The organism is Furfurilactobacillus cerevisiae, assembly GCF_048961765.1.
GTDB lineage: Bacteria > Bacillota > Bacilli > Lactobacillales > Lactobacillaceae > Furfurilactobacillus > Furfurilactobacillus milii_A.
This window is the reverse complement of sequence record NZ_CP185253.1, coordinates 1,731,592-1,754,409: the sequence shown is the minus strand read 5'-3', so window position 1 is coordinate 1,754,409 and position 22,818 is coordinate 1,731,592. Positions and strand designations below refer to the sequence as shown.

Sequence of the window (22,818 nt, the reverse complement as noted above, 5' to 3'; positions counted from 1 at the left end):
GCAGTCTGTTTTTCGCTACAATATAAAAGATGATTTTTTAAGAGGGGGAACTTAATATTATGCAACGTCGCAGGCGTCGCCGGTCACATGCTGGCCGTTACTGGTTAATTGGTATCTTCATTGCGATTGTGCTCATTATTGTTGGCGTGGTCGTTGGCCGCAATATGACTTACACCAATAACTTGAAGGCCGTTGATCCGAAGAGTCACAAGAAAGTTCAAATCGAAGTTCAGCAAGGAGCGACTTCAGATCAAGTTGCTTCTGAATTGCAAAAAGCTGGTGCCATCAAGAGTGCGTCAACTTTTAACAAGTATATTGCTGACCATAATCTGGCAGACTTTAAAGCTGGATATTTCGTTGTGACAAAGAACATGGATGTCAAACAAGTGGCTAAGCAATTGAACGGCGTCGGTTCAGACACGCCGCTTATTACAACGTCGAAAAATTCACTTCTTATTACTGAAGGCGAATCTGTTGACCAGATTGCAGCATCTTTGCCAAAGCATTCCAAATATACAAAACAGGATTTTCTAAACTTGATGAAGGACCAAGATTTCTTGAATGGTCTTCAAAAGCTTTATCCAGATCTGTTGTCGTCGACGATGTCGGCCTCAGATGTTCGTTACCATTTGGAAGGCTATTTGTTCCCAGCCGTGTACGATACTAAGAAACCGAAGAATTTAAAGGGATTAGTTGAACAAATGGTTGCCGCTACTAATCAACGTATTCAACCCTACTTGTCTGAATTTCAGCAGGAAAACTTGACCGTACAACAGGCCATGACACTCGCTTCATTGGCACAGAAGGAAGCTAATACGCCAAGTGATATGCAGAAAGTAGCTGGTGTATTCTTCAACCGGATTAAGGCTAAGATGCCGTTACAATCAGATGTATCCGTTCAATACGCTTTGCAGACGCATAAACCTAACTTGTCACTGGCAGATTTAAAGGTTGATTCACCTTATAATTTGTATGCCAATACCGGTTACGGACCAGGACCATTTAATAACCCTGGGATATATGCTATTAAAGCTATTGCTCAGCCAACTGATGAAGATCAAGATTACTTGTACTTTGTAGCTAATATGAAGACAGGTAAGATTCATTTCTCCAAGACATTGGACGAACAAAATGCATACACGCAAAAGTATCAAAACGACAATAATAAACAAAAATAACGAGTAAGAGGGCATCAGTGATGACAGAGCAGACAAAACGGCCAATTGTAATTGGCGTTACCGGCGGGTCTGGTAGTGGTAAAACAACAGTTAGCCGGGCAATCTATAACCAGCTTGCCGGCCATTCAATTCTGATTATGCAACAAGATTCTTACTACAATGATCAAGCTGAAATGACGATGGCTGAAAGAAACGCGGTTAATTATGATCACCCGTTAGCGTATGACAATGATCTTTTAATTGAACAGCTTGATCAGTTGATTCACTATCAAGCCATTGATAAGCCAGTTTATGATTATAAAGAATCAACGCGCAGTGCCGAAACGATTCGGCAGGAACCACGCGATGTAATTATTTTAGAAGGTATTTTGATTCTTGACGATCCTCGTCTGCGTGACTTAATGGATATTAAGGTGTACGTGGATACGGATGATGACATCCGGATTATTCGCCGGATTCAACGTGATATAAATGAGCGAGGGCGAACATTGGATACTGTTATTAAACAGTATCTAGCAACGGTTAAACCGATGTATCACGAATTCGTGGAACCAACTAAGCGTTATGCTGATATCATCGTTCCTGAAGGTGGCGAAAATACAGTCGCCATTGATCTTCTGTCAACGAAGATTCGTGACATTTTGGCGCGTGACGGTAAGGATAACCTGTTTAAGCAGGCCAATCATAAAGGAGTATAAATAGTTCACCTTAAACGGCAAAGACAGAAACTTAATCTGGATTTGTCGTTTTTGGTCTCTTGAGGTTGTGATTTACGTAATTCAACCCGAGAATGTGTGTTTTTTTTACAGGAAGCCGTTTACAAGGTGTAGATCACATGGTAACCTTGTGACTGTCGAAATTAGTTACAAAGGAGCCTCTAACTATGGCTGAAGAAAAAACATACCCAATGACTGAAGAGGGTAAAGCTAAACTAGAAAAAGAATTAGAAAATTTAAAAACAGTGACCCGTCCGCAGATTATTGAACGCATCAAGATTGCGCGTGGTTTCGGTGATTTGTCAGAAAACTCTGAATATGAATCTGCCAAGGATGAACAATCTAACATTGAAAGCCGAATTTCATTGGTCGAAACAATGTTACACAATGCTGAAATTATTGACAGTAATGCAGTGGCTGCTGATGAAGTTTCAATTGGTAAATTGGTTAGCTTTAAGGAACTGCCTGATGAAGAACCTGAAAGTTACACCATTGTCGGCGCTGCCGAAGCTGACCCAATGAGTGGCAAGATTTCAAACGATTCGCCAATCGCTCGCAGTTTGATTGGTCACAAAGTTGGGGATGAAGTAGAAATTAAAATTCCTGCTGGGTCAATGAAGGTTTCAATTTTATCCGTTAAGAACGCTGAATAAGCTTTTAGTAGTACTTAGCGTCATTAATAGTGAATAAGGCCTATATCAGAGGCTGTGAAAAATCAGATTGTATCACCGTTTAGTCTTTATTGGTGATATTGCTTGGTGATTTCACAGCTTCTTTTGATTACCTTAAGGTAGCGTCCGCTGTTTGTCGTCATACCTTAAGTACGGTAAAATAATGAACAGGTTTACACCAATTAGTTAATTTTGAAAGGAACGACAACATGCCGATTATCAATGAACAAGATCATGATGCAATGACGCGCTACACAGAATTTGTGCGACGCGCACCCTTTACTTCAATTACACAGGATCCAGGTTGGGGAGAAATTAAGAACAACTGGGAACCGTTACATGTCACCCTTGAGAAGGATGGCAAGATTACAGCGGCGATGTCCATCTTAATGATTGCAAATGAAGACGGTGAAAAGCTCGCCTATTGTTCAAAAGGACCGGTTTGTGATCCAACGGATGTTGCGACTATCGATGCATTGGTAGCAGAAGCAGAGCCTGCCTTACGAGAAAACAATGTGTATGTCTTGCGGATGGACCCTGAGGTTGTTTACGACGATGCACTAAACGATACATTTAAACAACACGGTTACCAAGTAAGAAATCGTAATGTCGGCATGCATGATACAATTCAGCCGCGGTTTAACATGGTGATGGATTTAAAAGATAAAAGTATTGATGATGTGTTAATGACATTTCGGCCGAATACGCGTCACGATGTGCGGCACTCAATTAAGCCTGAATTAACGGTAGATTCTGGTAGCAGCATGGCAGAAATGGACCGGCTCTACGCACTTTATGAGGCAATGAGTCACCGACAAGGGATCACCTACCGTCCGCGAGATTACTTTGACCGAATGGTAACGGCCTTCGAAGGCACGGATATTTTACGCATCTTCGTTGCCCATTCTGAAACGCAAGATTTGGCCGGCTCATTAGCGTTCAAGTACGGTGATAAGCTCTGGTATATGTACGGTGGCAGTATTAATGAAGAGCCGAAGCTACTCGCGCCGTACCGAATTCAGTGGGCGATGATCAACGAAGCCGTTGATGCACATAAAGACCGTTATGATCTAGGTGGCGTCTTTGCACTAGATAAGAGTGATGGTTTGTGGCTGTTTAAGCACGGTTATGTGCGTGAAGCCACTGAATATATTGGCGAAATTGACAAAGTTTATGACGAACAGGCCTACCAAAAGTTTGTTAACCGTTAGTGCTTGTGAAAGCTGTCACATCAACGTTTCACAGGAATGTATTCATTGGTTTTCCACTTCATTTGTGCTAAAGTATACGCATGAAAGCGAATTCATTAGAGTGGAGGCCCACGTATGCAAATTACAGTTACAGACGCTGCCAGCAAATGGTTTCAAGATGAAGTTGGTCTAAAACCGGGTGATGGGATGAAGTTTTACGGTAAGGTTTATGGAAAAACACCGATTCATGATGGTTTTTCAATGGCAATGGTGCCGGATAAAGATCCTGATCGGCCAGTTGGCGAGACTGAAAAAGATGGGATTAAGTATTTTGTGAATTATGGAGATGCGTGGCTTTTCGCTGGTTACGATTTTGTCATTGATTTTGACAAGAAAAATGATGAGCCTAAATATGAATATGTTGCGCAAGAACATGATTCACGGTTACAGTAGGTTACTTGAGATTAAGAGTAATGATGCTCTTGCTTAGCTTAAAATGATGGGATTAAAAAGCGTTCTGCCTTTTCCAAACGGAAAAAAGCAGAACGCTTTTAGTATTGATGGCTAAAATAACGAAACAGTTAGATGGCTGACTTGGGATACTCATTTGACGAACTCATCGTTATTGCGGCGACGCTTCAGCCATTCGCTAGCACCTAAGACAGTGAGACTAACTAACGAGATGAAAATGCCGGCACCGAGGTAAGGTGTTCGGTAGCGAAGGGTAATGTGATGAGGACCAGGTGCGAGTCGCAATGCAATAAACTCATCGGCGATTGTATGGGTGCTGACACGGTGACCGTCAACGAATGCTTGCCAGCCGTCTTGAGCAGGAATGCTTGTCATTAGAACCGGTTGTTTATGAGTCGCGATGACATGCCCGCTAATGTGCGTTTGTCCCCAATCCGTAACTTTCAGGGGGTGTTGTTGCAATTGCTTAATGCCCGTTTGAAATGCTTGCTGCGGTAATTGATACAAAGTGACATTTTGAAGCCATAGGGCATTTTTTTTGAGAACAAAAGTGATTTTTTGTGGTTCATCTTTTTGTTGATTTGCGATATTGACTAAAACTGTATTTCGGAATGTTTGATACTGTGCCAGCGGTTGACCATTCAACAATATTTTAACGTTGTCCTTTTGCAAATTAGCGCCAAGCGATAAATAGTAAGCGTCGTCAGTTTGTGGCGTGAAGGTTAATGTCATTTGCGCAGGTTTCCGCGGTTTGATTTTGGTCAAGGTAGACCCGGTGATATTGGTCAGACGATTTGTGTTGGTAAACGTTACACCGTTGAAATTGGCAGCGGTGAATAACTTAGTTTGCGAGGATTGGCCTAATAAAGCGTTCCATAATTGATTTTGATTAGTCATAGGATCATGAATAATTTGTTTGACGTCAAGCGTTTGTTTGGCCGCCATGAAGCCCATTCCTAAGCTATTAGGATTTTGATAAATGGTTGTCAGTGGCAATTGCTTGGCAGCTGAGTAGTCATGAAGATCTGGCTTGCGAGTTAATGTTGGTAAGTATTTGTATTCCGAATGATGACCAACAAGAGGAATGTCATTGACGCTCCAGAAATATTTCATATTCAGTAATGCGTCCATAAATTCGGTTCCGTTAGCGTATGTGACGAAACCATCGCCATCAGGATTACCTGTCAGGTCGTAGAATCCAGTTGTTTTACGCTCTAGCGTTGATCCAAAATGTGAGCCGCTGAAGTAATCGCCTTGCATGGGATCATCTTTCGTCCGTTGAAAGGTGGTACCAACACGGTACAAACCAGAATTCAATTTCTTTGTCGCTTGGCTGGTCTGATCGAGAATGTTGGTATAGATTGCAAACTGGTTTTGCGGTACATAGCTAATTTTATTGAGTGATAGAACCGCATTGGTACCCATGTCAACGAACGTTAACATGGGTACTAGGTAAAGTAGCCAGCGGAACTGGTGTGCCAATGGAGACAGGCAAATGAGTGCAATCAACATTATGACAGTGCCGGTGATGATTTGTCCTGTAGTGATGAAGTTTAAGTGATGACTGTTTGTGAAGACGTAGATATCGCTGACGACTAAAAGCAAAGTTGTAACGCCAACTGACCACCAATTGAGGTGCTTTTCCGGACGCCACGTTATGGCTGCTAGCCAAATAAACCAGAAACTAACGATAAATGAAAAACGATAAGGGTACCAAATTGGGAACTGACCCGCATGCCATAATAAATTTAATGGTGTAAATGAAACAGAGAGGACAAAGAAAATGGTGATGAGACTGGCTGCCAGCTTAACCGACCAGTGAAATTTGCCTTCTATGAAAAAGGCAACGACTAGGATAAGGACGGCAGCGCCGACAAATAAATTAGGTTGTCCCTTAGGCATTTGAGCGAAATTAAAACCGCCTGGATAAAGTTTGCCCAACATTTTTAATGGCGCATAATCCCACGTCCATTTAAATTTAGTGAGGGTGTAACTTGCCTTGCTTAGCTGTAACGCGAAATATGTGGGAAGTAGGATAAATGCTGCGACGCCACTGGCTAATACGGAGGCGCCAACGTACTGTAGGCCATTAATGAGCAGGCGATGCCATGATTGCCAATGCCAAACAACACTAAAGATGAAGTACAAAATGGTGAACAAACTAATCATGTAAGCCATGTAATAGTTCACGATGAAGGCAACTGCTAGCCAACTTACGTATGGCAACCAACGCTGTTGCTTAATGAGACACTCAAGACCATAAACAACTAATGGCAAAACAATCAGTGCGTCTAACCACATAAGGTTAAGCTGATTGGCAATGGTCCAACCGGACAAAGCATAGATGGTACCAAACATGGGTAACCGCCAACCAAATTGAATCTGTAAGCGGTTTAATACCCAGCCCAGGCTGAGACCCGCACAACCGTATTTGGCAACGGTCATTGTGAGCACGCCGGTTGAAAGGGCACCTTTGCTAAAGGGGAGTAGCAATAAGTTAAACGGACTCATTAAATAGTAGGCCCATAAGCTGGTTGTTTCTCCGCCAAGGGCTTTGCTAAAACTATAAAAGAAACTACCAGGGTGATGTAGCAACGTATTTCTAAAGAACGCAAAAAAATCGATGTATTGTTGCCCCATGTCAACAGTTAATAAAGAACTACGGCCAAACGGTGCCATGCCGCGGCTGGCAAAATAAATTAACATGAAAAGACTGGGCACAAGAAAGCTCAGTAATAATGGCCATGTTTTGTTGATGACGTGTTTGATCATTGTTTTAGCGGATTCCTTTCTCTCAAAAAAAAGTAAAGTTTGGCTTGGCCACTTTAGCTTTTTGATAACTTCCTATACAATGATAGACGATACTTTTCGACTGGCAAAGCGCTTTGCCGAAATTTTACGTATATCGTGTTAAAAGATGTGCAATTATGAATTAGATAAGGATGGTTGAGGATTCAGTGTTTAATAAGTTTATTCAGCGCAGAAAAACGCAAACCAATCACGATGATCAAACGACGCGGATTCCGTTTCGGTTAAATTTACTGCTGGTCATTGTGTTTCTTTTGTTAGCAGCCTTGGCCTTTCAAATGGCTTATTTACAGTTGAAAAAAGGTTCAATGTTTAAGGCAGAAATTAACCGTACGGATAATACGATTGAAACCAACAATGTGCAACGTGGGATGATCTACGATTCAACGGGTAAAGTGTTAGTTGGCAATGAAGCCCATCAAGCCATTAGTTATACCAAAGGAATCAATGTTACCGCTGAAGATATGTACAAAGTGGCCAACAAGCTTGGTGATTATCTGACGGTGCCGACGAATACATTAACAGATCGTCAGGCAGCGATTTATTATTTGGCGGATAGCAAACACAGTGCAGCAGTCACTGCTAAAATTCCTAAGGCTAGTTCCATGAGCACAACTGCTCTGCAGGCAGCTCAACAAGATTACGTGGCCAAACACAAGCCTGAACTATCTGACAGTCAGAAAAACGCTGCCACGATTTTCACGAAGATGAATGGTGCCTATGCCTTGTCCACGACTTACATTAAAGAGACGGACGTAACGCCTACGGAAGTATCACAAATCGGTGAACACATGTCTAATATGCCTGGTGTGAAAACGGCAACCAGTTGGTCGCGGTCGTACCCTGCAGGAAATTCCGTTAAAAGTTTCGTAGGGACTGTCACGACGGAAAAGCAAGGATTGCCTGCCGACGAGGTTAATGAGTTGCTCTCACAAGGGTACTCACGAAACGATTCCGTTGGTTCGAGTTACTTAGAGAAAGCTTACGAGCCAATTCTTCGCGGAACTAAGTCCAGAACGTCTGTGGAAGTTAGCAATAATAGCAAAATCACCAAGGAAACCAAAGAATACGCTGGTGCCAAGGGTTCTAATTTGGTCTTGACGATTAATTCTAAATTTCAGGATGATGTCCAAAAAGTCATTGATAAACGTTTGCCAAGCGGCACATGTCAGGGTGCTTACGCAGTGGTCATGAATCCCCAAACGGGGGCTGTGCTAGCAATGGGCGGTGATTCCCGTGATCCAAACACTGGCAAAGTAACAACCGACGCGTTAGGTGCAATTAACCAACCAATCGTTATGGGGTCTGTTGTTAAGCCCGCTATGTTGACCGGTGGTTTCGAAAGTGGCGCCATTACACCTTCGAACAATACACTGGTTGATCAACCGATCATTCTGACTGGGACGTCGAAAATTACGACTGACTGGAACCAAAATGGGGCTTTCCCGATGGATGCCGCACTGGCGCTAGAAGAATCTTCTAACTCATATGCCGTTCAGGTTGCGATGAAGATGGTTGGTTTCAAATACTCGCAAGGTGAATCTATCAACGGATTACCAAGCACAATGTTCCAGACACTTAGAAATAATTTCAGTCAGTATGGACTAGGTGTTAAGACGGGGATTGACTTACCTGGTGAGTCGGCAGGATTAAAGGGGCTTTCTGGCCGTGCTAACATTGGGTCAGCCTTAGTTGAGGCGTTTGGTAACTATGATGCGTACACAACGTTACAATTAGCTCAGTATGTGTCAACGCTGGCTAATGGTGGTTACCGGATGCAGCCTTACTTAGTTTCACAAATTCGTGGAACTGACAAAAATGGTGGATTAGGAAATGTTGAATATCAGGCCCATCCAAAAGCATTGAACTACGTTTCAGCAAGTGCTGATGCCAAGAAGATTATTAAACAGGGGATGTGGCAAGTGGTCAACGGTTCCTCTGCGCATAAAACTGGTGCTGAAGTGCTAACTAAATTGAAGCCTGGGATTGTTGCTAAAACGGGGACTGCCGAAACATTTGTTAACGGTAAGCAGACTGTTACTTCCAGTATCATTAGTTATGCACCAACGGATAATCCACAAGTTGCAGTCGCTGTAGCGGTTCCTGGCTTGCCGGAAGAAACTGCTTCATATCTTGTTAACCAGGATATTGCAGCTGACATTTATAATTTGTACTGGAAAGATATTCAAAGTTCTGACGGATTTAAATAGTCAATTGTCAGAAAATACTGGTCAACAATGAATAAAAATGATAGAATTGTTCGAGTTGAGGCGTCTTCGCCAATTTCAAGCAGAGTGGAGGGTTAAAGATGCGCGTACACATTACCTTAGAATGCACCGAATGTGGTCGGCAAACATACTTGTCATCAAAGAATCGGCGCAACAATCCAGACCGGATCGAATTAAACAAGTACTGCCCTCACGATCGCAAAGTCACTTTGCACCGTGAAACTAAGTAATGACTAATTAGCGCCTGGGAATTCCTCGGGCGCTTTTTTGTTTTCAATAGAAAATAATCGCAATCATTATCCGCTGATGGAGGTGCATGATGCAAACAAAAGATGTAATCAGAAAAAACGTAATTAATGCATTGGACAGAATGGCGCCGGCGGGTAAGGCGACTGAAAGCCAACAACTCATTGATGGGTTGGTTGGGAGTTCAATTTGGCAAGATGCTAAATCGATCGGCTTAACCATGAGTGCAGCAGTTGAGTTAGATACGCGTCCGTTAATTGCTCAGGCGTTGGCAGCGGGCAAACAGGTTAGTGTGCCCAAAACACTTCCACATCGTCAGATGACGTTCATTACGTTAGGGGCAGGTGTTTCTTTTGAGGCGTCTGCATTTGGCATTCAGGAGCCTGTTGGGGGGCAGAGCATTGACCCTAATCAGATGGATTTAATCGTTGTGCCCGGCGTTGCCTTTGCTGATGATGGAAGTCGTATTGGCTTTGGGGCTGGTTATTATGATCGTTATTTAGCTGCGTTTAAGGGTGAAACAGTCAGTTTAGCGCTGTCACCACAACGTTTTCGTAAACGGAAATGGACAGCCGATTCTTTTGATATAAAGATAAAACAAATTATTTCGCTCAAGGAGGCAGATTAATGAACGTTTGGCAACGCATACGACGAGGGTCACCAGTAACGGTCGGACTAATTATCATCAATGTGCTCGTTTTTTTGTGGATGCTGTTTGAATTTGGCATTCAGGGCATTTCATTAGCAAGTCCATTTTCTGTCCAATCGTTGGATCAATCAGGCGCATTGTCTGGAACCGCTGTTCAAGCTGGTGAATGGTGGCGGTTAATTACACCAATGTTTATTCACGTCACGTTTGAGCATATTGCACTGAACATGATTACGCTTTATTTTTTGGGTCGTTATGTGGAGATGACGTTTGGCCATTGGCGGACGTTGGTCATTTACTTGGTCAGTGGTTTTACCGGTAATGTTTGGAGCATGTTCTTTCATCCGGAAGGATTGTCTGCAGGTGCTAGCACAGCCATTTTTGGTCTGTTCGGGGCATTTATCGCATTAGACGTCATTGAACGAAACAATCCCGCGATTCATGTAATTGCTCGGCAATTTTCAATCTTAGTGGTCGTTAACTTGGTGTTTGATATCTTTGCCGTTGGTATTGATATCTGGGGGCACATTGGTGGGTTGATTGGCGGAATTGCCGTGGCCTTCTTGCTGAGTGTCCCAAAGCGTTATAACAATCCAGCTGTTTCACGCTGGCTACGTGTGGTCGGCCTAGTTGGGGTAGTTGTTGCAAACTTTGGACTCATTCGTTTGTTTTAATCTGGATGAGTTGAAATTGTCAAAAGTGAGGCAAAAATTATGTATCGGGACAATCCGAAATCATTACGCACGTTGTACGATGTTCAGCAGGTGCTAAAAGCATTCGGTATTTATGTCTATGTGGGCAAACGGATGTGGGATATTGAGGTCATGGCACTGGAGTTGGATAATTTGTACCGAATGAACGCCATTGACAAACCAACGTGGCTACAAGCGAAAGTGGTGTTGACACATGAACACCGGATTGAAGAGCAAAAATCAAAAAAGACTAATGAGCACTAGGCACTGTTTGAACAAATGTGTACAATGTGAGTATTGAGTTTAGAAGATGGAGGGATTGTTCGTGTTAGTTGCTGCTTCTGTAGGAGAAATAATTTTTGACGTTGTTGGCCTGTTAATTGTGTTCGGTTGGATTGGATGGCGTGTTTATCTAGTTATAAAACGTCGGCAAGTTTCAACGTTGTTAACACAGGAAGAATTTCAGGCAGGAATGCGTAAGGCACAAATTATCGATGTTCGTGAAAAAAAGGACTTTGATTCTGGCCACATTCTTGGCGCTCGCAGCGTGCCCTATTCAACCTTTAGTCAACGTTATAAAGAAATTCGTGATGACTTACCAGTTTATCTTTACGATGAAGGTAAGGCATTGAGCACACGGGCAGCCCTTCGTTTAGCTCGTAATGGTTACAAACAGATTTTTATCTTGACGGATGGCTATGGCCACTGGGAAGGTAAAACGAAAGCTAGTAAGTATTAGATTTGGTGTTTTGAAGTTATTAAAAAATCGGTATCTATCATGAATTCAAACGAATGCATGATAGATACCGATTTTTTGTGTAAAAAGTAGATTGTAAAATTAATCCGAACGCTGTTCGGACAAAAAAGATCAGCTTCCTTTAAAATGGTGTTTACAACAAACCCATCTTTTAGGAGCTGATCTTTTGTCTAGTATAACCTATTCCGAACGAATTAAAATCGAAACCTTTTGTGAACTAGGGCTGTCCAATATCCAAATGGGCGTTCGGCTGAACCGATCACCGTCAACAATTTCTTATGAATTATCTCGATGTCAACCTTATCAGGCTGAATTAGCACAAACAGATGCCGAATACAAGCGATCACGATGTGGTCGGAAAACTAAGCTGAGCGATGAGTTAAAGCAAACAATTCTCAACCATTTACATCTAAGCTGGTCACCAGGAATGATTGCTCACGAATTTAAACTAGCGACTAAATCTATTTATAATTGGCTAAATCAGGGGAGAATTGGTTTCTCCTTGAATGATCTACCTGAACATGGCGTACGCCAACGGCGTAACGTTGACCAACGATCCAAATATAATCAATCTTTGGGGCGATCGATTGAACAGCGTCCCATGATGATTAATCAACGTAATCGCATCGGTGATTTTGAACTAGATACCGTCGTTGGCCCTCGTGGGCATAGTAAGGCAGTTTTATTAACTTTAATCGATCGCAAATCACGGTTCCTTTGGGCATATCGGTTAAAGGACCGAACGACAGCGAGTGTTAATGAAGCACTGACTAAGTTCCTAACAACTTTTAATGGACCGGTGCACAGTTTTACTGTGGACCGTGGTACTGAGTTTAGTGGGCTAGTATCATTTGAATCACAATATGGTATTAAGACCTATTACTGTCATGCTTATACGCCAGCTGAACGTGGTAGTAATGAACGCTTTAATCGGAATTTACGTTATTTTTATCCTAAGGGGACTCGTTTTGAGCACATTAGTGCTCAAGATTTAACGACGACGTTACTCCAAATTAACCAGAGACCGCTTAAAATACTTGACTGGAAAACACCGTATCAGGTTATGCTGACCAATTTGTCCAAAAATTCGGATTAAATTTGCAATCTACCAAAATAAATTGGAATATGCGAAACTACTAGTTGAGGTGAGATGAACGGGATTTACGGACAGCCCGTCGACGATTGTCATCCACGCGTTGTTCTTCGTCCTCAATGGGTGAAACAACGGTTTTGTGGAATGAAAATACACCAGCGGCTACAGCACCAATAGTTGCTAATGTGCCTAATAAAAATCCTTGTGTAAATTTCTTCATGGTTTGACCTCCTCAATTTTTTATAATAATCAAGATGCGATTTAAACTACACGTTTATTATGTCTTTTTTTAACCGTAACGTCCAGTGAAAGGGGGTACATTTCGGTGACACTGATTATCGCTCATCGCGGTCTTGCCCGTCAACGTCCTGAAAATACAATGGCTGCGTTTAAAGCAGCCTTGAGCTGTGGTGCTGATGGCCTCGAAACTGATGTTCAGGAAACGGCAGATCACGAGCTGGTTTTGTGTCATGACAGCCGTGTTGATCGGACAACAAATGGCACTGGTGAAATTAGTCGGCTACGGTTGACGACAATTCAACAGTTAGACGCAGGCTGGAGGTTTTATGGCCATAAATCTGACATCAGAATACCGACACTGGTCGAACTCTTGAATTATTTAGCAGAACAAGCTTTTCAGGGCGTTCTCAATTTAGAAATTAAGGCTTCAAACAATGGCAGTGTATTGGTGGCACAACATTTAGCCGACGTGTTAGCCAGTTTTCCGACGTTACTGCCGGCCATAGTGGTGTCTAGTTTTAGCCACCAGTTACTAGCAGTTTTCCATCACGCCTTGCCCGTCGTTGAAACGGCGCTACTCACGCGTTGGCCGACGTCAGTTGTACGACTTGCTCACTGTGGCGAGTCAGCAACCAGCGTGCACTTTAAGTGGTGGTGGCTGTTTATGGATAGGAGATGGATTTTCAATAATCGGGCCATCGTTAGAGTATGGACGGTTAATCGATCATCATTGCTCAAAAAATGTTTCCGGCTAGGTGCGGCCGCCGTTATTACCGATGAACTTGAGCTTGCCCAAATGTTACGATCAGTTTATTCAACAAAGGAATTCCCAAAAAGTGAATCAAAGGAAAATAGAAAATGAAACCAAAGGTATTAATGATTGTTGGTCCAACGGCCGTGGGTAAAACAGATTTATCCATCACGCTAGCGAAAAAAATTAACGGGGAAATTATTTCCGGTGATTCAATGCAGGTATACCGTCATCTCAACATTGGCACGGCTAAGGTGACTGCTGAAGAACGCCAAGGGGTACCACACTTTTTGATTAATGAATGTGACGTTCAGGATTCTTTCACGGTAGCAATGTTTGTTGAACGTGCCGCCACACTTATCTCAGAAATCACTGCGCGCGGTCATCTGCCAATGATTGTTGGCGGGACCGGTTTTTATTTACAAGCATTACTAACGGGGCTACAACTGGGAACACCGGCAAATCAGCAATTTCGCGATCACTGGCAGACACTGGCTGTTGAACATGGCAATCAGTGGGTCTGGAATCAGCTCAAACAGCGGGATGAAATTGCTGCTAGCAAGATCCCTGCTGGCAATGTTCGCCGCGTTATCCGGGCACTAGAAGTCTTTGAGACAACCGGCAAATCCATTGAGATTCAAACAGACCATCCGAATCGGTATGACGCGTTCATCGTTGGTTTAAATACGGATCGAGCGGTATTGTACGAGCGGATTAATAAACGGGTTGATTTGATGCTGCAAGCTGGCTTGTTGGATGAGGCGCACTGGCTTTTTGAACAGGGCGGTGAAAACCTGCAGGCTGGCCGCGGTATCGGTTATAAAGAACTGTTTCCTTATTTTCGCAAAACAGAATCGTTAGATCAGGCGGTGGGCTTATTGAAACAGAACTCTCGTCATTATGCCAAACGGCAATTAACGTGGTTCCGTCATCAATTACCAGTTAACTGGTATGATTTGATACAACATCCTGAGGAACTTGAGGCTATAGAAAGACAGGCACAAGTGTGGCTAGCAAACAAAAATAATTGATTGCATAGGACTGATATGCCTCAATTTTGTTATTTTTAAATTAAAGTCAATCTTTCATGTTAGAACTTATGACATGAAAGATTGACTTTAATACTTTGCGGTGGGATGATGCAGTTGTTCAAATGTTTGTGAGTTTTTGGGAGGCTGACTGATGGCGGAAAAACAGTTGCGTCGGTCATTGGCAATTTTACCGATGAGTACGGTAATGGCGCTGACTGACCTTTCAGCACGACAGATCCGGTATTATGAAACACAGGCGTTAGTCCATCCAGCACGGAATGAGGGCAATCGTCGGCGTTATTCATTGAATGATGTGGACCGTTTGCTGGAAGTGAAGGATGGTCTGGCAAGCGGGATGGACTTTGCAACAATGCGCCGTTTGTATGCAAAGACACATCAGGTTGCGTCTGCACAATTGGAATCGAAACGGTTGTCAGACGAACGTGCACGTCATTTACTTGAGGCTGAAATGCAACAGTTAGCAGGGATGCGGCCACCACAGTCTGGTCTTCAGCAACACTTATAAGCGCTTTTCTTTAGAAACAACAGTTGGCAATTGAGGTTAGTCGAAAGGATAGGCAGGAACATGGCAAAGAAGACATACACGAAGGATGAAATTCGCGAATTGGTCAAAACGGAACACGTGGAATTTTTACGATTAATGTTTACTGATCTGATGGGTTCAATTAAGAACGTTGAAGTGCCGACGAGTCAATTGGGCAAGTTATTGGATAACAAGTTAATGTTTGATGGCTCATCCATCGATGGCTTTGTTAGAATCGAAGAAAGTGATATGTACCTTCACCCAGACCTGTCGACGTGGATGATTTTTCCGTGGGGCAGTGAACATGGTCGGGTAGCCCGAGTGATTTGTGAAGTTTATACAACGGATGGAAAACCATTCGAAGGTGATCCTCGTAACAACCTGATTCGTGTCGTTGATGAGATGAAGGCTGCCGGTTTTACCTCTTTCAACATTGGTCCGGAACCAGAATTCTTCCTGTTTAAAATGGATGAAAATGGCGAACCAACATTGAAGCTGAATGACAAGGGAAGCTATTTTGATTTGGCACCAATGGACCTTGGTGAGAATTGCCGTCGCGACATTGTCCTCGAACTCGAAAAAATGGGCTTTGAAGTCGAAGCTGCCCATCATGAAGTTGCGCCTGGCCAGCATGAAATCGACTTTAAGTATGCTGATGCACTGGAGGCGGCCGACAATATTCAAACCTTTAAACTAGTAGTTAAAACAATTGCGAGAAAGTACGGACTATTTGCCACCTTTATGCCCAAGCCACTTGAAGGTATCAATGGGTCAGGCATGCACATGAATATGTCATTATCAACCGCTAAGGGCAATGCGTTTTACGATGCTGATGGGGAACTGGAACTCAGCGAAACCGCTTATCATTTTCTTGGTGGTCTGTTGGCTCATGCCCGTAATTTAACTGCTGTTGTAAATCCAATCGTGAACTCTTATAAACGTCTGGTACCAGGTTTCGAAGCCCCAGTTTACGTAGCCTGGTCAGGTTCCAACCGTTCACCACTGGTTCGTGTCCCTAGTGCACGTGGCAATTCGACACGCTTAGAGTTGCGTTCAGTTGATCCTGCTGCCAATCCATATCTTGCCATAGCTGCGATGTTGGAAGCCGGTTTGGATGGTATTCGTAATGGGATGACACCGAACGATTCTGTGGATCGCAACATCTATTCAATGGACGAAAAAGAGCGTGAAACTAACCACATTAGCAATTTGCCAGACAATTTACACAATGCCACGAAAGCCTTGCAAAGTGATCCCGTTATGAAGGCAGCTTTAGGCGATCATTTATTCCAAAGCTTTATTGAAGCCAAAAAGCTGGAATGGGCATCGTATCGTCAGTCTGTCACTAAGTGGGAACGTGATCAGTATCTGGAACAATATTAATATTTGAGAGCCGTTTCTTGGTGCGACAATGTACTCTTCAGTTTAGGCTGGTCAGTCATCAAGTTATAGTAAAATAAATAAACATGTAACCGTGATGAATAGCGTCGTTTTTTAGCTGAAATGCGACTGCGGATATTCATCACGGCTTTTTGTCTAAAAAATTCTAAATTTAAATGTTAAGAAAACGTTTGCAACACTGCCGGGGCGATTGTCGACATGATGGCAGTAGTGTACGATATAAGTGTATGAATTTAGTGAACAAGGGGTAAGACGGCATGGATAATCCACAAACGAAAAAAGTCGGATCACGTAATGTACGTCCTGAGTTGTCTGGTAAACTCGGACAAAAGTCACGTTATTTGGATGAATTAACCGGCGCCATTAATGATTTTAATGATCGTCGGGTCTACGAATTAGTTGACCCACAACGTTACAACACGTTGATTAGGGGCAATAAACAAACGGAAGGCAACCAATTAGCACGTTTGGTCGATGATATACACCCTGAACTCAGCCATTATTTGAGTGCGGAGCTTATTGCTTATTTAAAACACAGTAGATTGTAAAATTAATCCGAACGCTGTTCGGACAAAAAAGATCAGCTTCCTTTAAAATGGTGTTTACAACAAACCCATCTTTTAGGAGCTGATCTTTTGTCTAGTATAACCTATTCCGAACGAATTAAAATCGAAACCTTTTGTGAACTAGGGCTGTCCAATATCCAAATGGGCGTTCGGCTGAACCGATCACCGTCAACAATTTCTTATGAATTATCTCGATGTCAACCTTATCAGGCTGAATTAGCACAAACAGATGCCGAATACAAGCGATCACGATGTGGTCGGAAAACTAAGCTGAGCGATGAGTTAAAGCAAACAATTCTCAACCATTTACATCTAAGCTGGTCACCAGGAATGATTGCTCACGAATTTAAACTAGCTGTCAAGGGCAGTTTAAAAATGTAGGTTTTCGGCAGAAAGAAATGTAGGTTTTCGGCAGTTACTTGAGGCCACGTAATCGGTAAGATTTACCAGTGATCTTCACTACGTGAACATGATGAACCAAGCGATCGAGAATGGCTGCTGTCACAGTTGGGTTCTGGAAAATATCAACCCAAGCGGATAGATCACTATTGCTGGTAATGATCGTTGAATGCTTTTCATAGCGGGCATTGACTAGCTGAAATAAGAGGTTAGCTTCTTGGTGACCAATTGGCAAATACCCAATTTCATCAATAATTAATAGGTCATAGCGCGAATAGCGGCTTAGAGATCGATCAAGCAGTCCTTTTTCGTAAGCTGCTCTCAATCTAATCAACAGCTCATGACAATTAATAAAGAGAACCCGACAGCCCTGTTTACAGGCCTCAATCCCAATACTAATTGCCAAGTGGGTTTTACCGACTCCCGGATTGCCAATAAAGATTAAGTTTTCAGACTTTTCCATAAAAGCCAGATTCTGGAATTCCAGAACCTCTTGGCGATTCATACTGGGTTGAAAGCTAAAATCAAATGTATCTAGGGATTTTGTATTGGGGAACCGAGCACGGCCAATGGCCCGTGCAATCTGACCTTCGTGTCGATTCTGGAGTTCCGAATTAGTTAAATCAATTAGCGCCTCAGTTAATGACAGATTATCAGTGTGAATTTGATCAAGGTAATTCGGCAAGTATTCACGGATTTTGTTTAACCCTAAGCGCTCAAGATTATTTAAAAGAATTTGATTATTAGTGGTCATGGTAGCCTCCTATAAGTTGTCGTAATCAGTCATATGTTCACGAATGTAAGCTGAAATGTCTTCATCTGTCCGCCCTTTAAGCAAATCAGATTTGAGGATATTGAACTGATCTTGGGGGTCATAATTCAGCGAATTGGTAGTTATGGAGTGCGTACGAATTTCTTCTCCGTTATAATAAATGTGAATGCGCTGCTCATCATTGGAGATTTCAACAGCAACCGTACAACCAATGTATCGCGGATCTACTGAGTACTTACATTTGCGGAAATTGATCATGGCCTCCTTCGAAACGACACGGGTAATGTTTTCTTCGAAGTATGGTTCAAGGAGATTAACTGGAACGCGATGAAGGTACTCTTTTTCTTCGTCTAACCATTTCAGGTACGGGACTTCGTCCGTGGCCTGCGAAGTTTCATGATTTAGATCATCTCGGAGCATATGAACTAGTTCGATTAGCTCAGTTCCATCAGCAAATTCAGTATTGTATGGCCGTAAACGTTCAACCGTGCGAGCAAGGGCTTCAACTGCACCTTTAGTTTGTGGTCTGAATGGTCGACAAGCAATTGGTGTGAAACCGGCATCTTTACAGAATTCGTGGAACCGTTCGTTAAAGACAGCGTGGCCAAACTGGGATTTTGTATGATCCACAACGGTTTTCATATTATCAAACCAGATTTCCGTCGGAATACCTCCGGTATGAAGGAAAGCGTCGTGTAAGCAAGAAAAGAGGGTATCTTGGCTCCGATCAAAGGTTAGTGTCATATATTTGAGTTTTGAATAAGGCAATACATACAAGAAAATATTGAATTTAAACAGCTCACCCTCGCTGCTCACTAGGGCCATTTCTTCTTTCCAGTCAACTTGAGCAGAGAGACCAGGGGAATGTTCAATCCGAATGGTAGCTTTCTTAACTCGTTCTCGGCGGGTTTGGCGACAATAATCTTTCACGAGGGTATAGCTGCCGGTAAAGCCCTTCTTCTGGATAAATTTAAAAATTGAAGCAGCCGAACAATTTAGTTCAAGCTTTGAATCGATGGTTTGCTTGAATGGATCCAGTAAACTTGGCCGTTTCGGTCGACCACTTGGTCGGCCCTTAAGTCCAGCTTTGACTTCCTCATAGGCTTTCTTAACGGTTCGATAATCAACATTATATTGCCGGGCAATCTCGGCGAAGTTAGGCTTAATATTTTCAGTCACGTAAATCGTCACTCCTTCTCTTAAATCACGTCTCACATCAAATTCCTCCTACACTCTGATGTGATTCATGATACAAAAAATGTAGGAAAACCAACAGTTCTAACCTGCCGTTTTCCTACATTTTACGGGTGCCTTTTACAACTAGCGACTAAATCTATTTATAATTGGCTAAATCAGGGGAGAATTGGTTTCTCCTTGAATGATCTACCTGAACATGGCGTACGCCAACGGCGTAACGTTGACCAACGATCCAAATATAATCAATCTTTGGGGCGATCGATTGAACAGCGTCCCATGATGATTAATCAACGTAATCGCATCGGTGATTTTGAACTAGATACCGTCGTTGGCCCTCGTGGGCATAGTAAGGCAGTTTTATTAACTTTAATCGATCGCAAATCACGGTTCCTTTGGGCATATCGGTTAAAGGACCGAACGACAGCGAGTGTTAATGAAGCACTGACTAAGTTCCTAACAACTTTTAATGGACCGGTGCACAGTTTTACTGTGGACCGTGGTACTGAGTTTAGTGGGCTAGTATCATTTGAATCACAATATGGTATTAAGACCTATTACTGTCATGCTTATACGCCAGCTGAACGTGGTAGTAATGAACGCTTTAATCGGAATTTACGTTATTTTTATCCTAAGGGGACTCGTTTTGAGCACATTAGTGCTCAAGATTTAACGACGACGTTACTCCAAATTAACCAGAGACCGCTTAAAATACTTGACTGGAAAACACCGTATCAGGTTATGCTGACCAATTTGTCCAAAAATTCGGATTAAATTTGCAATCTACCACACACATACCCATTCTTTTATTTTGAAGAACCGGAAAACGGCAAATTCAATGTATTCTTTGGGAACTGGTGGGATCGTCGCCAGTTTGGTGAATTAGACGTTTTAAACGCACAATTCATTTTTGACAGCGAAGAGTATGAAAAACTGACACAGTCGTTTGCACTTGAATCAGAAGGCAAAAACTACAATTCGGATCGCATCAAAGATATTGCTCGGCAAAGCCAAGAATTGCAGGAATTGGTCAAGAACCAAGAACAACGCGATTTGCAAAAAGAAAAATTACGGTCACAACTTAAAGAAGTTGGGGAATCGCGCACGTTGTTTAACGGCGGCCATTCGAAGGCTGAACGTCAAGACATTTTGGATCAGTTGACCAAACTTGCTGACGAGGATGATCAGGCAAATAACGCTTATAAAGGCATGAAAGCCAATGAAGATGAGTCGTTAGTTTTGTCCAAGGAAGACACGATTCTAAGCTACGAAAAGCAAGCGATTCGCAAAGTGTTTGGTGACTTTGCAACGTTTAAAGATCGTAATGCTAGTTTATATGTTGACTATATCAGTCATCTAATTGGGCGGGCAATTGAAGCAGGGCAAGCGGATCCGGATGAAAAAATGCCATCCAGTGAAATTCGTTCTCAGGATAGTGCACTTGCTGCCAACGCAGAGAGCGCAAGCAATTCAGCAACTAGTGAGGTGACTTCAGATGACAAGTGATGATAAAAGAGATTTGACGTCAGCTAGTGCTGAATCTACTGAAGCAAGCACGGTCAAAGATGTCCATTCTGATCAGACTGCATCAACGGCAACTAAGCAGCAACGATCTTCCGAGACTGATTCGGCAGTAGCTACAGATTCCGAAGCTGCCAGTGCGGCAAAAAACGAAGCTGAGTCTGGCACCAGTAAAGAGAAAAAGTTAGATACGTTAACGCCAAGTCAACGTTTTAGAATCTACAACAACAACATAAAAGATGGTTTGCAAAACGGCATTCAGTTCACTAAGTACTTGGATCAACTGACTGAGACGCAAGACACTGATGAATTGTTAGATTCGGCTACGCATTTATTTGATTTTAAAATGGATACCGCGTTTGTAACTTTTCCACATCAATACACGGCTTCTGACTATTATTTGCTCTTTATGAGTCGCTTACTGGAGATTCACGAAGAAAAAGGATTAATTCTCACAAGTGCAGCTGATCATGAAGAATTAAGCGTTACGTTTGACGCGTTAGGCGCACAGCCTGACTTCAAGTTTGTATTGGTTGGTGGGCGCAATGGGGGGGCCTTCTTCACAGATAAGGCTTCCGGTCTCCACTTGTTCTATATGAACCTGGAACGTCAGCAAATCCGGTTCAACAGCAAAGCGTTTACTGACCTATTTGCGGTGGCGTTAGCTGATCAACCAGCAGATAAGAAGATGGCTGCTATTGACACGCTCATTACGTTTGCCAAGGATTTACAGCGTGATTATCACTTTACGGCTGACTATAACTTGTTAGAAACTGACAATAACGCGGAGTATCAAACGAAACATCCGGCATTGCCAGCAGGTACAGTGGACAAGCTCTTCGTGGCCTCGGCTGACAGTCATTATATGTTGCAAAATGCCCCCGCAGGCAATGGCGCTATCATTGACTTAGAAGATGATCTTGTCTTTGGTATTGCAGATGCTGGCACGCAGACAGCACCTAAGTGGGTCATCACCACGACGGATCCTAAGAACCAAATTTCTTTGATGGCAGTGTTGTTGAACTATGATTTCATTCGTCAATGGTACTTAGCTAACCGCGATGATTTAGAGATTCAGTCCGATCCGTTAATTTTTGCTTAATAGACAGGTTAGGGGAATTACAATGTTAGATTTAGCGATGCTCTTGCGCGAATGCATTGAGTTTGATCAACAAATACATGATGCAAAGCAATTACATTGGTCGCGTGAGGATAGTCTACAGAACGCATATTTAGCCTTAGACGTCGAGCTGGCCGAGATTGCGAATACGAGTGAATGGTTTAAAGTGTGGAAAACGCACCGCGGCAAAAGTAATCCTGGTCAAACATCCCATCAGACGCTGTTAGAAGAATATGTCGATGCATTGGATTTCTTTTTGTTGATTTTCCATAAACAGCAATGGACGCATTTAACAGTCTTAACGCCTGACGAATTGACTAAGCTGACAAAGGGACCAGATCTTAATCTAACCAAGACCTATTTGGCCATTAACAGTATGATTTTATCCAGTCTAAAAGAACATCGTCAGGGCGATTTTGGCCATGCATGGCACTTATTCTTAACAATGGGTTTGCGTGGTTTTGGTTTCACGCAAGATGAAATTCAGGAAGCTTATCAAGCAAAACGCGAGAAAAATTTAAAACGTCAGGCTAATGACTATTAGTCTTCTCGTGATAATGTAGCAATCAAAATAAGGCTT

24 protein-coding genes and 2 pseudogenes are annotated in these 22,818 nt (G+C 42.7%); 22 read left to right on the top strand and 4 right to left on the bottom strand.

Going from position 1 to position 22,818, the window contains the following annotated elements:
* Window positions 1-59 precede the first annotated feature (59 nt).
* From mltG to ABUE36_RS08395, 5 genes are all read left to right on the top strand, one after another.
* Window positions 60-1,178: an endolytic transglycosylase MltG gene (gene mltG, locus ABUE36_RS08415; RefSeq protein WP_161001373.1), complete on the top strand. Its 1,119-nt coding sequence runs from the start codon at window positions 60-62 to the stop codon at window positions 1,176-1,178.
* Between the two features lie 20 nt (window positions 1,179-1,198).
* Window positions 1,199-1,876, top strand: coding sequence for a uridine kinase (gene udk / locus ABUE36_RS08410; RefSeq protein WP_421016585.1), 678 nt, complete (start codon window positions 1,199-1,201; stop codon window positions 1,874-1,876).
* A 185-nt stretch (window positions 1,877-2,061) separates the two neighbouring features.
* Window positions 2,062-2,547: a transcription elongation factor GreA gene (gene greA, locus ABUE36_RS08405; protein WP_017261736.1), complete on the top strand. Its 486-nt coding sequence runs from the start codon at window positions 2,062-2,064 to the stop codon at window positions 2,545-2,547.
* A 227-nt stretch (window positions 2,548-2,774) separates the two neighbouring features.
* Window positions 2,775-3,776, top strand: a complete 1,002-nt coding sequence (locus ABUE36_RS08400) for a lipid II:glycine glycyltransferase FemX (protein ID WP_421016584.1) — start codon at window positions 2,775-2,777, stop codon at window positions 3,774-3,776.
* A 114-nt stretch (window positions 3,777-3,890) separates the two neighbouring features.
* Complete coding sequence (locus tag ABUE36_RS08395; protein ID WP_421016583.1) at window positions 3,891-4,208, top strand: HesB/YadR/YfhF family protein; 318 nt, start codon at window positions 3,891-3,893, stop codon at window positions 4,206-4,208.
* Between the two features lie 150 nt (window positions 4,209-4,358).
* Here ABUE36_RS08395 and ABUE36_RS08390 read toward each other — a convergent pair whose 3' ends face one another.
* On the bottom strand, window positions 4,359-6,998 hold the full coding sequence (locus ABUE36_RS08390; RefSeq protein WP_421016582.1) for a YfhO family protein: 2,640 nt from the start codon (window positions 6,996-6,998) through the stop codon (window positions 4,359-4,361).
* Between the two features lie 170 nt (window positions 6,999-7,168).
* Between ABUE36_RS08390 and ABUE36_RS08385 the strand changes: the two genes are divergently transcribed.
* The 7 genes from ABUE36_RS08385 to ABUE36_RS08355 all read left to right on the top strand — a co-directional run bounded on the left by ABUE36_RS08385 (window position 7,169) and on the right by ABUE36_RS08355 (window position 12,702).
* Entirely contained in the window at window positions 7,169-9,244 is a 2,076-nt protein-coding gene (locus ABUE36_RS08385) for a peptidoglycan D,D-transpeptidase FtsI family protein (protein WP_421016581.1), read from the top strand.
* A 98-nt stretch (window positions 9,245-9,342) separates the two neighbouring features.
* Entirely contained in the window at window positions 9,343-9,492 is a 150-nt protein-coding gene (gene rpmG / locus ABUE36_RS08380; protein ID WP_081495844.1) for a 50S ribosomal protein L33, read from the top strand.
* A gap of 89 nt (window positions 9,493-9,581) precedes the next feature.
* Window positions 9,582-10,136: a 5-formyltetrahydrofolate cyclo-ligase gene (locus ABUE36_RS08375; RefSeq protein ID WP_421016580.1), complete on the top strand. Its 555-nt coding sequence runs from the start codon at window positions 9,582-9,584 to the stop codon at window positions 10,134-10,136.
* Entirely contained in the window at window positions 10,136-10,831 is a 696-nt protein-coding gene (locus ABUE36_RS08370; RefSeq protein WP_421016579.1) for a rhomboid family intramembrane serine protease, read from the top strand. Before ABUE36_RS08375 ends, ABUE36_RS08370 begins: the two co-directional genes overlap by 1 nt.
* A gap of 39 nt (window positions 10,832-10,870) precedes the next feature.
* Window positions 10,871-11,113, top strand: coding sequence for a YqgQ family protein (locus tag ABUE36_RS08365; protein ID WP_017261743.1), 243 nt, complete (start codon window positions 10,871-10,873; stop codon window positions 11,111-11,113).
* A 61-nt stretch (window positions 11,114-11,174) separates the two neighbouring features.
* The gene (locus ABUE36_RS08360) at window positions 11,175-11,588 is read left to right on the top strand and encodes a rhodanese-like domain-containing protein (RefSeq protein ID WP_225439093.1); all 414 of its coding nucleotides are present in this window, start codon (window positions 11,175-11,177) and stop codon (window positions 11,586-11,588) included.
* 184 nt (window positions 11,589-11,772) lie between these two features.
* A complete protein-coding gene (locus tag ABUE36_RS08355) occupies window positions 11,773-12,702 on the top strand; it encodes an IS30-like element ISLpl1 family transposase (RefSeq protein ID WP_096109805.1) in 930 nt (309 codons plus the stop codon).
* Between the two features lie 40 nt (window positions 12,703-12,742).
* Here ABUE36_RS08355 and ABUE36_RS08350 read toward each other — a convergent pair whose 3' ends face one another.
* On the bottom strand, window positions 12,743-12,919 hold the full coding sequence (locus ABUE36_RS08350) for a DUF3042 family protein (RefSeq protein WP_017261745.1): 177 nt from the start codon (window positions 12,917-12,919) through the stop codon (window positions 12,743-12,745).
* Window positions 12,920-13,024: 105 nt separating this feature from the next.
* On the opposite strand from ABUE36_RS08350, the gene ABUE36_RS08345 reads away from it, so the two are divergent.
* The 6 genes and pseudogenes from ABUE36_RS08345 to ABUE36_RS08320 form a co-directional block, all read left to right on the top strand.
* Window positions 13,025-13,801 (top strand): glycerophosphodiester phosphodiesterase, encoded by a 777-nt coding sequence (locus ABUE36_RS08345; RefSeq protein ID WP_421016578.1) that lies wholly within the window; start codon window positions 13,025-13,027, stop codon window positions 13,799-13,801.
* Complete coding sequence (gene miaA / locus ABUE36_RS08340) at window positions 13,798-14,721, top strand: tRNA (adenosine(37)-N6)-dimethylallyltransferase MiaA (RefSeq protein ID WP_421016577.1); 924 nt, start codon at window positions 13,798-13,800, stop codon at window positions 14,719-14,721. Before ABUE36_RS08345 ends, miaA begins: the two co-directional genes overlap by 4 nt.
* A 151-nt stretch (window positions 14,722-14,872) precedes the next feature.
* A complete protein-coding gene (locus ABUE36_RS08335; protein WP_421016576.1) occupies window positions 14,873-15,247 on the top strand; it encodes a MerR family transcriptional regulator in 375 nt (124 codons plus the stop codon).
* A gap of 60 nt (window positions 15,248-15,307) precedes the next feature.
* Entirely contained in the window at window positions 15,308-16,648 is a 1,341-nt protein-coding gene (glnA, locus tag ABUE36_RS08330) for a type I glutamate--ammonia ligase (protein WP_161001362.1), read from the top strand.
* 275 nt (window positions 16,649-16,923) lie between these two features.
* On the top strand, window positions 16,924-17,214 hold the full coding sequence (locus ABUE36_RS08325) for a hypothetical protein (protein ID WP_421016575.1): 291 nt from the start codon (window positions 16,924-16,926) through the stop codon (window positions 17,212-17,214).
* Window positions 17,215-17,301: 87 nt separating this feature from the next.
* Window positions 17,302-17,595 (top strand): annotated as a pseudogene (locus ABUE36_RS08320) (transposase); the annotation flags it as partial.
* A gap of 52 nt (window positions 17,596-17,647) precedes the next feature.
* Here the strand turns inward: ABUE36_RS08320 and istB are convergent.
* Together istB and istA are read right to left on the bottom strand one after the other, a co-directional pair.
* Complete coding sequence (gene istB / locus ABUE36_RS08315; protein WP_014386885.1) at window positions 17,648-18,385, bottom strand: IS21-like element helper ATPase IstB; 738 nt, start codon at window positions 18,383-18,385, stop codon at window positions 17,648-17,650.
* Window positions 18,386-18,394: 9 nt separating this feature from the next.
* On the bottom strand, window positions 18,395-19,618 hold the full coding sequence (istA, locus tag ABUE36_RS08310) for an IS21 family transposase (RefSeq protein WP_003555353.1): 1,224 nt from the start codon (window positions 19,616-19,618) through the stop codon (window positions 18,395-18,397).
* Between the two features lie 102 nt (window positions 19,619-19,720).
* Here istA and ABUE36_RS08305 point away from each other — a divergent pair.
* The 4 genes and pseudogenes from ABUE36_RS08305 to ABUE36_RS08290 all read left to right on the top strand — a co-directional run.
* Window positions 19,721-20,371 (top strand): annotated as a pseudogene (locus ABUE36_RS08305) (IS30 family transposase); the annotation flags it as partial.
* A 243-nt stretch (window positions 20,372-20,614) separates the two neighbouring features.
* Window positions 20,615-21,103, top strand: coding sequence for a hypothetical protein (locus tag ABUE36_RS08300; RefSeq protein WP_421016574.1), 489 nt, complete (start codon window positions 20,615-20,617; stop codon window positions 21,101-21,103).
* Window positions 21,093-22,220: a hypothetical protein gene (locus ABUE36_RS08295; RefSeq protein WP_421016573.1), complete on the top strand. Its 1,128-nt coding sequence runs from the start codon at window positions 21,093-21,095 to the stop codon at window positions 22,218-22,220. The genes ABUE36_RS08300 and ABUE36_RS08295 overlap by 11 nt, the downstream gene beginning before the upstream one ends.
* A 22-nt stretch (window positions 22,221-22,242) precedes the next feature.
* A complete protein-coding gene (locus ABUE36_RS08290) occupies window positions 22,243-22,782 on the top strand; it encodes a dUTP diphosphatase (protein WP_421016572.1) in 540 nt (179 codons plus the stop codon).
* The last annotated feature ends 36 nt before the right edge of the window (window positions 22,783-22,818 follow it).